We start from the raw sequence: 9,775 nt of genomic DNA, 5'->3' as shown, positions 1-9,775 counted from the left end.
GCTCCCAGAGAAACGGAAGCCCAAGCATGCGGACTCACCCGGGGCTACGTAAGGATGGGGTTCGTGGAGCGCTTACCGACGACGCCAAGGCGGAACTCGCCCGAGCACTGAACACGCTGGTGGTGACCTCGGTCGCCTTTCCTCTGCCCGTGCTACGGGCTGAAGCCGCGATGGCAAAAGCTGAAAAGCTGGCCGAGACCGACAAGCGCGATGCCAAGCAGAACGAGGAGCTCAGCACCTTGCTGTCGTCCGTGCGCACGGAGATCGAGATGGCGCAGATCCTGGGTTATGGCAAGAAGGCGGATTTCAAACCCATCTTCGATCATGTGAAGTCCATTGAGCAAAAGTCGGCTGGTGGCAAAAGCGGCAAGGGATGGTTCGACGAGTTGAAGACGCGCCTCCAAAAGCTGTTTTGAGGTGATGAAGGGGCCGACTGTTCGGTCGGTCAGTCTCGCGATGTTCGCAGTCAGCCCCAATAGATTCGCCTATTTTCACTAACTCACACGAGGCATATCACCATGAATGAGCAAACATCGAATCCCAATGCGACGAACAAAGAAATAAACGAACAGGCCGCGGTAAGCAGCCTTCCTGTCAGTCCAGAGGCCAAGGCTGAAGTCGTCACGGAGGTACAGCCTGAGGTTCAGAAGGAAACGGACTCGCAGGCGGCAGACAAACGTAAACAAGTCCTCGATGAGGCCGTCTCGGCCTTGTCGCTGACCAAATCAGCGCTGGCCGCACTTGACGGAAAGGACGCTGCACGCGCATTGGCAACGCTGGCCGAAGTGACGGGAAAGCTGGAGCTGATCGTTGCGCGCGAACCCACGCTCGCCCTGGCCCCCGTTGATGTGCGCACCATCGTGCACGACTTGTTCGCCAACACGGAAACCATTGAGGCGATGACCGACGAGGCGCTGGATGCCCTCAAACATGGCGAGGTGCAACAGGCACGTCACGTGCTGGCTTTGCTGGCCAGTGAAATCGTGATCGCGGTCACCAACATCCCTCTGGCGTCCTATCCCGCAGCCGTGAAGTCAGTCGTGCCGCTGATCGATCAGGGCAAGATTGAAGAAGCCAAAGCCGCGCTGCAGGCAGCGCTCAGCACGCTGGTCGAGACGCGCAGCGTGCATCCGCTGCCCGCCCTGCGCGCCAGGCTGCTCCTGAAGCGCGCCGAGACCTTGGTAGAAGATGGTCAGCGGAGCGAAGCGTCCAATGAGCGCCTGGAGACATTATTGAACGAAGCGCGGCAGCAGTTGGAAATGGCAGAACTGCTGGGCTATGGAAAGAAGAAGGACTTTGAGCCCCTGTATGCTGAACTCAAGAAAGTCAAGCAAAAGACGGCTGGGGGAGGCGGCGGAAAAGGCTGGCTCGATGAAATCAAGGCAAAGCTGTCCAAGTTGTTCTGAAACCGCTGGATAGGGCGTAAGAGGGGCGCGTCGCGCCCCTCTCTTGGCTCAGGAGTGTTTGCTTTTTCACCCCATTAGATCTTTAGGAGATATAGCATGAATACAGACACCATCACCGATTCCAGTGCGGATGAGCCCACCAAAACACTGTGTTCATTGACCGAAAATTGGTGGATTTTTGCGTTGCGCGGTGTCTTGGCATTGATTTTCGCAGCCCTTGCGTTCTGGATGCCACAATCGGCTCTGTTGGCCATGACCTTAGTGTTCGGCGCATTTTCCTTGGTCAATGGCGCTTTCAACTTGGTTGCAGCGGTGCGCCATATCCAGAAAAAAGAGCGCTGGGGCTGGCTGCTGTTCAGCGGCATTGTCGGCATACTTACCGGCGTCGTCGTCCTGGTTGCTCCTTGGGTCGCCACGATGGTCATGGCTTCTTTTTTATGGGCTAGCGTGGGGTTCTGGGCGATTTTCACCGGTGTGCTGGAGATATCCGCCGCCGTTCGGCTGCGTCAAGAAATCAAGGGTGAAATTTGGCTTGCCTTCAGTGGACTGCTCTCGATTGTCCTTGGCGCTATCGTCTTGTGGATATTTTTTTCCCGTCCGGTCGAGTCATTCCTGGCCGCAGGCTGGCTGTTGGGCTTCTATGCGGCAGTCTATGGTGTCACGCTTTTGTTCTTGAGTTGGCGTCTTCGCAAAACGCGCCAGGGATAAGAGCGGGTCAAACTAAATTCTATGGATATGAGCATCCTCGATTCATACCTCCATAGAAATGACATCGAAGGAGTCATACATGCAGATGCAATATAGCTATCGAGCTATCGACAAAGAGTTTCATGAACCTTGGCAGAGAGCTTTGGGAAATGTGATCGAGCACGCCCTCAAGCCATTGCTCGACAAACACACTAAAGATTCAGCGCAACTTCAAATCGTCCTTGATCGCGACAAGATCAAGCGGCAATTTCTGGCCAGTGGCTATATGCACCTGCCCGGCAAAAAGACTGTCAGCGTTACTGCATCACATGACGAGCTGACGCCCCTCGCGCAGATGCTCGCACAGTCGTTGTTCCGTCAGGCCAAGAAGCATTTTGACCGACTGCATGCTCAGGATCAAATCAAGCGCAAAGCACGACGCGAGCGCTTGCGCGAGCTCAAGGTGCGGATTGCCGCAAAACCCGCATCAGCCGCCCATGAGGCCGAGGCGACCCGAATGCCTCTACTGTCGAAACTTGAGGCTGTCGCAAGGCGTGAGCTGGCTTATCTGCGTGCCGTCGGCGATTTACCGCGCGATTATCCGACGCTGCGCGACGTGGTGGATGAAGCGATTGTCCAAGCTGAGGTGGAATGGCAATCCGTGCCGGAAGAAAAAGCGGCTTACATCGGTCTTCTGAAGCATCTGTTCGCCGTCCTGGATCACGAAGTGGCAAACAGCCGGCAATTTGGCGAATTCGTTTCTCTGGACGCGCCGGTCGAAGCGGATGCCCAGGACGTCGCCGAGGCCATGGTGGAAGAGGAAGTCTTCGAATTTTATCAGCCCGACGACACACTCAGGCTGGCCGATATCATCGCTGACAGTCAGCATCCCGATGCCGCAACGATCGCGGAACAGGAGGAGCTAGTTGATCGGTCGAGCGAGTTCGCTTTTGCATTCGACCTGCTGAAGGACATGCCGCGTTTGTGGCGGCGCATTTTTCTGCTTATCCGTGTGGACGGGCTGGATGCCAGCAGCGTCTCTGAAATCCTGCTGATTCCTAGTAAGGAAGATACTGTCCAAAGGTGGCTCATTCAGGCCGAAGCGTTCATCGCTGCTCATCTGGAAGAGGCCGGAGTAAGCAAAGACGGGAACGATTGGCTCCAAGGCGTTGATTGGTCGGCATTGTCTGTGACCCGAAGCGCGGCAGCCTCACTGTGGTCCAAGGAGGCGAACCATGAAGAATGATCTTCACCTCGTCTGTCCGCATTGCCAGTCCATCAACCGCGTACCGACTGCGAAGCTATCGGAACATCCCAACTGCGGCCGCTGCCAGCAGCCCTTGTTCACGGGCGAACCCATCGAGTTGACCACGGCTACGTTCTCGCGCCACGTGGAGCGCAGCGACCTGCCACTGTTGGTCGATTTCTGGGCACCTTGGTGCGGGCCGTGCAAGATGATGGCCCCGCAGTTCCAGCAAGCGGCGCGCCAGCTCGAACCCAGGGTCAGGCTGGCCAAGGTCAATACCGAGGCAGAACCCCACCTGGCCGCGCAGTTCGGCATCCGCAGCATTCCGACGCTCGCCCTGTTCCAGGGTGGGCGGGAGATCGGGCGTCAGGCCGGCGCCATGGGCGTGCAGGACATCGTGCGCTGGGTATCGGCACAGCTTGGGCGCTGACCGATGCAGGGCCTGCTGGGCGTTACGCTGAGTCTGCTGGCGGCGTGCAGTCTGGCCGCCGTGGTGACGGCTGCGCTCAGAGTGCCCGCCTTGCTGGGTTACCTCGCCGCCGGCGCCTTACTGGGCCCCTCAGTCACCGGCGTGATCGCGCCGGGAGAAGCGCTTGATTTTCTGTCCGAGCTGGGAGTGGCGCTACTGCTGTTCATGGTCGGACTGGAATTCTCCCTCGGGCACTTTTGGCTCACTCGCAAGACCGTACTGGTGGCTGGCAGTTTGCAGATGGTCGTTGTGGCCGCACCTCTGACCCTGATGCTGATGGGGTTGGGGCAGCCAGCTCAGAGCGCTGCGCTGCTCGGCGCTGCGGCGGCCATGTCTTCCACGGCGCTGGTCAGCCGGCAGTTGGCCGACCAGGGTGAACTCACCACACGCCATGGCCGCAGCGCCATCGCCGTGCTGGTCTTTCAGGATCTGGCCAGCGTGCCCCTGTTGGCCTTGCTGGCGATCTGGGCGCGCGGCGAGTCGCCGAAGGTCGAGAGCATGCTGCTCGAAGTGTTGGGCGTGCTGGTGTTGTTCGCAGCAGCGGCGGTTGCTTCGCGCCGTCTGTTGCATGGCCTGCTGGGCTGGGTGGCTCGCCAAGGTCATGAGGAAGCGTTCATGCTCGCCTCCTTGTGTGTGGTCGTGGCCGCGGCCGCCGCTGCGCACGCCGTCGGCGTATCCGCCGCCCTGGGCGCGTTTCTGGCCGGGATGGTGCTGGGCGAGAGCGACGTCCGGCACCACATGGAAAACCACCTCAAACCGTTTCGCGATGTGTTGTCGGGGGTGTTCTTCGTGACTGTCGGCCTGCAGCTGGACGGAGCACAGATTCTTTCGGCACCGCTGACGGTGTTGGCGTGGCTGGCAGTGCTGGTGCCTGTCAAGATCGTGTTCAATACCCTGGCCTTGCGGGCGACGCGCCTGTCCGCCCTCGATGCCTGGCGCACGGGCATAGCGTTGGGGCATGGCGGCGAGTTCGCCCTGCTGTTGTTGGGCATGGTCTTGCAGCAGCATCTGATTCCCGCGACCGTCGTACAACCCATGCTGGTCGCGCTGGTGCTCAGCATGGCCTTGGCACCGCTGCTGATCCGCCATCACGATGTACTTGCCCGGTTCTTGAGCCGCACCGGCGGCGTCATTCAGCCACCCCAGGCTGAAGAAGTTGAGATCGCCGCGCAGACGGCGCGATATCGAGACCATGTCATCGTTTGCGGCGCGGGCGAGCTTGGCCTGACCGTCAGCGAGATTCTTCGCCACGCCGGCGTGGCGCATCTGCTGCTGGAGGCGGACGCGCAGAAGGTCGAGGCCGCGCGTGCCGCCGGCGCGCCGGTGTTCCATGGCGATGCCAGTCGGCCCGATACCTTGCTGGCTGCCGGCTTGACGCATGCGCACATGGTGGTGCTGACGTTCGCCCATGCCCAGCAAGCGTTGCGCATCGCCCAGGCGATTGCCGAGCGCCGTCCGGCGCTGACCTTGTGGGTGTCATGCAGAAGTACGACCGCGGCCGATGCATTTCGCGCCATGCCCAACGTGCGCGTGTACCAGCAATCCTTTGCCGCAGGCCTTGGGCTGGCGGAACAGGTGATGTCGACGCTTGGCATGTCGACCGAGCTGATTGAAGGACACATCAGCGCAATGCGCCGCCGTCTCGACAGCAGCCGTTTTCCAGGGAGTTCATCGTCATGAAATCAACACGCCTTAACCCATTTCAGGTCTTCCGTGACCAATGGGCCATCATGAGTTTATACGAGCGCTTCGAGCAGGTCGTCGCCCTCGTTCTGTCGGCGGTAATTGCCGTCATCATCGTGGTGTCGCTATTCCAGCTCATCGCCATCGTCTTCACGCTGCTGGTCCTCGATGCCTTCAATCCCCTGGATCACAAGGTATTCCAGAGTGTGTTCGGCATGATCATGACGCTCTTGATCGCGATGGAGTTCAAGCATTCCATTGTTCGCGTGGCGCTGCGTCGGGACAGCATCATCCAGGTCAAGACCGTGATCCTCATCGGTCTGATCGCGCTGGCGCGCAAGTTCGTGATCCTTGACCCCGAGGCGAGCCCCGCAAAGATAGCCGCGCTGGCAGGCGCCACGCTGGCTCTGGGTGCGACCTACTGGCTGCTGCGCAAGCGCGGCGACCGCGCCGCCGAGACCTCTGAGCATGACCCGTCATCATTCCAGTGATCCGCGCACGGCGCTGTTGCAACACCGCTGGCTCAACCGCCTGCAGACCGGGCTGTTGGTCCTGACCCTGGTCGGGATCGCAGCCGCAGCAGGGAGACTGCCGTTTGGGGAAGGCGGCCTGTGGCTCGCGCTGTTTGCCGTTGCAGGTGCGTTGCTGCTGCAACCGGTAGCCGCGTCGGCGCTGAGCTTGCGCCTGTACCGCGTACGGGCCTTGCACCCGCAAGAAGCCCACGAGATGTGGGCCCTGTTGCGCGAGCTGCCCGCCCGTGCCGGTTTGCCCGCCACGCCGGTGCCGCACTATGTGCCCAGTGCCGTCGTCAACGCCTTCGCCACCGGATCGAAGCAGGAGGCATCGATCGCCCTCACCGATGGCCTGCTGCGCAGCCTGAGCCCACGCGAGCTGGCGGGTGTGCTCGCGCACGAGATCGCGCACATCACCAATGAGGATCTGCGCGTCATGAGGCTGGCGGATTCCGTCAGTCGCCTCACGAGCCTGCTGGCCCTCATGGGACAAGTCGCGATCCTGCTCAACCTGCCCGCGCTGCTGGTTGGCGCGGCGGAGGTCTATTGGCCTGGTCTATTGTTATTGGCCGCATCGCCCCAGCTGGCCCTGCTCGCACAGCTCGGCTTGTCTCGCGTGCGTGAGTTCGACGCTGACCGCCTCGCGGCGGAACTGACTGGCGACCCGCAGGGGCTGGCGTCCGCGCTGGCGAAAATCGAGCGGGTCAGCCGCTCCTGGCGCGCCTGGTTGTGGCCGGGATGGGGCAATCCCGAACCCTCCTGGTTGCGCACGCATCCGGCCACGCAAGAACGCATCTCACGCCTACTGACGTTGGCGCCTGGGCCAGCATCAGCGTTGCCACTCCACGCGCCCCATTTCTTGCCGGAATCCGCTTTGACGCCGCGCCCACCGCGCTGGCGCCCGAGCGGGCTGTGGCGCTGATTGCCTATCAACAGGAGACTTCTCATGGCCTACCCCGACCCGTACCAACGTCCCGCGCCGGACCACTTCGTCCGGCGCTGGCTCTTCATCACCGCCTGTATTGCCGCGCTCATGCTGCTGTGGCAGTTCCTGCCCGCCATCGAGGCCTGGTTCAGTCCGCGCGAGGCGGCAGAACGCACTGTGACGGCGCGTGGCGATCTGGCGGCGGACGAGAAAGCCACCATCGAACTGTTCGAGAAATCGCGCGCCTCGGTGGTCTACATCACTACCGCACAATTGGTACGCGATGTCTGGACGCGCAACGTCTTCTCCGTGCCGCGCGGCACTGGCTCGGGCTTCATCTGGGACGACGCCGGCCACGTCGTCACTAACTTCCACGTCATCCAGGGCGCGTCCGAAGCCACCGTCAAACTGGCCGACGGCCGCGACTACCAGGCCGCACTGGTGGGGACGAGCCCCGCGCACGACATCGCTGTGCTCAAGATCGGCGTCGGTTTCAAGCGCCCGCCGGCCGTGCCGGTCGGCACCAGTGCCGACCTCAAGGTGGGTCAGAAGGTGTTCGCTATCGGCAACCCCTTCGGCCTGGACTGGACGCTCACCACCGGCATCGTCTCCGCGCTCGACCGCTCGTTACCCGGAGAAGCGGGCGGCCCGGCCATCGATCACCTGATCCAGACCGACGCCGCCATCAACCCTGGCAACTCCGGTGGGCCGCTGCTCGATTCGGCAGGAAGGCTCATCGGCATCAACACGGCGATCTATAGCCCCTCCGGCGCCTCGGCCGGGATTGGTTTCGCCGTGCCGGTGGACACCGTCATGCGCGTAGTCCCGCAACTCATCAAGACCGGTAAGTACATCCGTCCGGCGCTGGGCATTGAGGTGGACGAACAGCTCAATCAGCGCCTGCTTGCACTGACCGGAAGCAAGGGCGTGTTCGTGTTGCGTGTTACCCCTGGTTCGGCAGCGCACAAGGCCGGCCTCGCGGGTGTCGAAGTCACGCCGCAAGGCATCGTGCCGGGCGACCGCATCATCGATGTTGATGGCAAGGCGACGGACGATGTGGCCAAGCTGCTCGCGCGGCTAGACGACAGGAAGGTCGGCGATGTGGTGGTCTTGTCAGTGGAACGGGCCGGCAAATCGCGCGAGGTGCGTGTGGAGCTGCAACCCGGGAATTGATTGAACTGAACCTGTGGATCAGGCGGTAGTGCAGCGTCGCGGTGATTGAGGTTCTCAGGTCTTCGGCCAGGTAGCGTTCCGCCTCAACCTCCGTAATTTTCGGATGCGATCTGCCTATCCGAATAGGCAAGCATGCAACGCCGGAACCTCTTGCCAATCATCGAAGGAGAAAGCGAGGCGCAATCCGCATGAGGTGGACGCAGGCCAGGAACGAGGCAAACAGGAGGCCGCATTGGAACTCAGACTACTGCGCTATTTCGTTGCGGTCGCGGAAGAACTGCATTTCGCGCGAGCGGCCGAGCGCCTTGGCGTAGAACAATCGCCTGTGTCGCGCGCAATGCGAAATCTCGAAGCCACGCTCGGCGTGCAGTTGTTCGACCGCAGCGCGCACCAGACGCGACTGACCTGGGCCGGTCAAGTGTTCCTCGGTGAGTGCCGGCGCGTGCTGGCCACCGTGGAGCAGGCGGTGAGTGCCGCAAAGGCGGCGGCGCAGGGCTATCAGGGTTATCTGCGCATCGCCATCTGCGACAGCTTGGCGCAGCCCCACATTGCCACCTTGCTGGCGCGCAGCCGCGAGGAAGAGCCCGAACTGGAGATTCGCGTCTTCGAGCTGCCTTTCGCGCAGCAGCTCAAGGGCCTGCACAACGATCTGCTGGACATCGGTTTTGCGCTGTCGGACGCGGTGAGCGAAGGCCTTGTCGCCGAGCCCGTGTGGACCGATCCTCTGTCGGTGATCGTGCCCGTGCGCCACCCCTTGTTGGCGCACGCGGAAGTGCCATTGGATGAAGCCTTGAAGTTTCCGTTGGTACTGTGCCATCCGGACGCGGGATCGGGCTGCCACCACCAGATCCAGGCGGTGCTTCAAGGTGCGTCCAAGCCGCTCAAGCTGGTAGATCGTAAGCGCTCCACGAACCCCATCCTTACGTAGCCCCGGGTGAGTCCGCATGCTTGGGCTTCCGTTTCTCTGGGAGCACGAGCATGTCGGAGCGCAGCACGTTCTGGTTGTCGCACCTTTCGGCGATCGAGGCCGAAGGCATCACCACGAAGGCCTACGCCGAGCGCGAGGGCCTGTCGCCGCAAGCGCTTTACCAATGGCGTAAGCGCCTGGTGGCCGGCGGTCGCCGCAGCCGCGCCAAGCTTGGCGGATTCGTTCCGATCCAGATCGAGCCTTCGATGACGGCCCGCACGGGCTGCACGGTAATGATCGGCGCACAGCTGCGGCTCGAGTGCGCGACGCTGCCCGGCGTCGACTGGCTGGCCGCGCTGTCGGCGGCGCTCTCGGAGCGGGGGCGCTGATGCATCCGGGGCACACCATCGGCGCGGTGTATCTGTACCGGTCGGCGATCGACTTTCGCAAATCCATCGGCGGGCTGTCGGCGCTGGTCGAGCAGGAACTGGGATTGAACCCGTTCGGCGACGCGCTGTACCTGTTCATCAACCGCCGCCGCGACAAGCTCAAGGCGCTGTACTGGCACCGCAACGGCTTCTGCCTCTGGTACAAGCGGCTCGAAGCCGAGCGCTTCGCCTGGCCGGCGGCCGAGGCGAGCCAGCCCACCTGCACGCTGACGATGAAGGAGCTCGAGTGGCTGCTCGAAGGCTTCGACCTGTGGGCGGCAAAGCCTCATAAAACGCTGCATTACCAATCAGTTACGTAGCGTGATCGGGTATAATTCC

At 61.9% G+C, this 9,775-nt stretch carries 11 protein-coding genes and 1 pseudogene; all 12 read left to right on the top strand.

The genetic code is table 11. The annotated features are described in order from the left end of the window. A pseudogene (locus PO78_RS01040) lies at positions 1-416 on the top strand (hypothetical protein); the annotation flags it as partial. Between the two features lie 102 nt (positions 417-518). Continuing rightward, on the top strand, positions 519-1,406 hold the full coding sequence (gene yfdX2 / locus PO78_RS01035) for a heat resistance protein YfdX2 (RefSeq protein ID WP_016446195.1): 888 nt from the start codon (positions 519-521) through the stop codon (positions 1,404-1,406). 96 nt (positions 1,407-1,502) lie between these two features. Further along, entirely contained in the window at positions 1,503-2,114 is a 612-nt protein-coding gene (hdeD-GI, locus tag PO78_RS01030) for a heat resistance membrane protein HdeD-GI (RefSeq protein WP_003285392.1), read from the top strand. Positions 2,115-2,193: 79 nt separating this feature from the next. Continuing rightward, positions 2,194-3,339: a hypothetical protein gene (locus PO78_RS01025; RefSeq protein WP_043741464.1), complete on the top strand. Its 1,146-nt coding sequence runs from the start codon at positions 2,194-2,196 to the stop codon at positions 3,337-3,339. After that, a complete protein-coding gene (gene trx-GI / locus PO78_RS01020) occupies positions 3,329-3,769 on the top strand; it encodes a heat resistance system thioredoxin Trx-GI (protein WP_016446198.1) in 441 nt (146 codons plus the stop codon). The genes PO78_RS01025 and trx-GI overlap by 11 nt, the downstream gene beginning before the upstream one ends. A 3-nt stretch (positions 3,770-3,772) precedes the next feature. Beyond that, complete coding sequence (kefB-GI, locus tag PO78_RS01015) at positions 3,773-5,488, top strand: heat resistance system K+/H+ antiporter KefB-GI (protein WP_016446199.1); 1,716 nt, start codon at positions 3,773-3,775, stop codon at positions 5,486-5,488. Then, the gene (psiE-GI, locus tag PO78_RS01010; protein ID WP_016446200.1) at positions 5,485-5,982 is read left to right on the top strand and encodes a heat resistance protein PsiE-GI; all 498 of its coding nucleotides are present in this window, start codon (positions 5,485-5,487) and stop codon (positions 5,980-5,982) included. The genes kefB-GI and psiE-GI overlap by 4 nt, the downstream gene beginning before the upstream one ends. Next, positions 5,960-6,925 carry a zinc metalloprotease HtpX gene (locus PO78_RS01005; protein ID WP_043741461.1) on the top strand — a complete coding sequence of 322 codons (966 nt, stop codon included), beginning with the start codon at positions 5,960-5,962 and terminating at the stop codon, positions 6,923-6,925. Before psiE-GI ends, PO78_RS01005 begins: the two co-directional genes overlap by 23 nt. 24 nt (positions 6,926-6,949) lie before the next feature. Next, positions 6,950-8,101 (top strand): S1C family serine protease, encoded by a 1,152-nt coding sequence (locus PO78_RS01000; protein ID WP_042112963.1) that lies wholly within the window; start codon positions 6,950-6,952, stop codon positions 8,099-8,101. A gap of 232 nt (positions 8,102-8,333) precedes the next feature. Next, positions 8,334-9,029, top strand: a complete 696-nt coding sequence (locus PO78_RS00995) for a LysR family transcriptional regulator (RefSeq protein ID WP_043741472.1) — start codon at positions 8,334-8,336, stop codon at positions 9,027-9,029. 50 nt (positions 9,030-9,079) lie between these two features. Then, entirely contained in the window at positions 9,080-9,397 is a 318-nt protein-coding gene (tnpA, locus tag PO78_RS00990; protein WP_043741458.1) for an IS66 family insertion sequence element accessory protein TnpA, read from the top strand. After that, positions 9,397-9,756, top strand: coding sequence for an IS66 family insertion sequence element accessory protein TnpB (tnpB, locus tag PO78_RS00985; protein ID WP_043741456.1), 360 nt, complete (start codon positions 9,397-9,399; stop codon positions 9,754-9,756). The genes tnpA and tnpB overlap by 1 nt, the downstream gene beginning before the upstream one ends. Positions 9,757-9,775: the final 19 nt, after the last annotated feature.

Source organism: Thauera sp. SWB20, from assembly GCF_000831325.1.
Classification (GTDB): Bacteria; Pseudomonadota; Gammaproteobacteria; order Burkholderiales; family Rhodocyclaceae; genus Thauera; species Thauera aminoaromatica.
This window is presented reverse-complemented; position numbering and strand designations above follow the sequence as displayed.

Excerpts from the sequence above, each read along its gene's own strand:
- yfdX2 (WP_016446195.1), top strand. The coding sequence starts at position 519 with ATGAATGAGCAAACATCGAATCCCAATGCGACGAACAAAGAAATAAAC.
- hdeD-GI (WP_003285392.1), top strand. The coding sequence starts at position 1,503 with ATGAATACAGACACCATCACCGATTCCAGTGCGGATGAGCCCACCAAA.
- PO78_RS01025 (WP_043741464.1), top strand. The coding sequence starts at position 2,194 with ATGCAGATGCAATATAGCTATCGAGCTATCGACAAAGAGTTTCATGAA.
- trx-GI (WP_016446198.1), top strand. The coding sequence starts at position 3,329 with ATGAAGAATGATCTTCACCTCGTCTGTCCGCATTGCCAGTCCATCAAC.
- kefB-GI (WP_016446199.1), top strand. The coding sequence starts at position 3,773 with ATGCAGGGCCTGCTGGGCGTTACGCTGAGTCTGCTGGCGGCGTGCAGT.
- psiE-GI (WP_016446200.1), top strand. The coding sequence starts at position 5,485 with ATGAAATCAACACGCCTTAACCCATTTCAGGTCTTCCGTGACCAATGG.
- PO78_RS01005 (WP_043741461.1), top strand. The coding sequence starts at position 5,960 with ATGACCCGTCATCATTCCAGTGATCCGCGCACGGCGCTGTTGCAACAC.
- PO78_RS01000 (WP_042112963.1), top strand. The coding sequence starts at position 6,950 with ATGGCCTACCCCGACCCGTACCAACGTCCCGCGCCGGACCACTTCGTC.
- tnpA (WP_043741458.1), top strand. The coding sequence starts at position 9,080 with ATGTCGGAGCGCAGCACGTTCTGGTTGTCGCACCTTTCGGCGATCGAG.
- tnpB (WP_043741456.1), top strand. The coding sequence starts at position 9,397 with ATGCATCCGGGGCACACCATCGGCGCGGTGTATCTGTACCGGTCGGCG.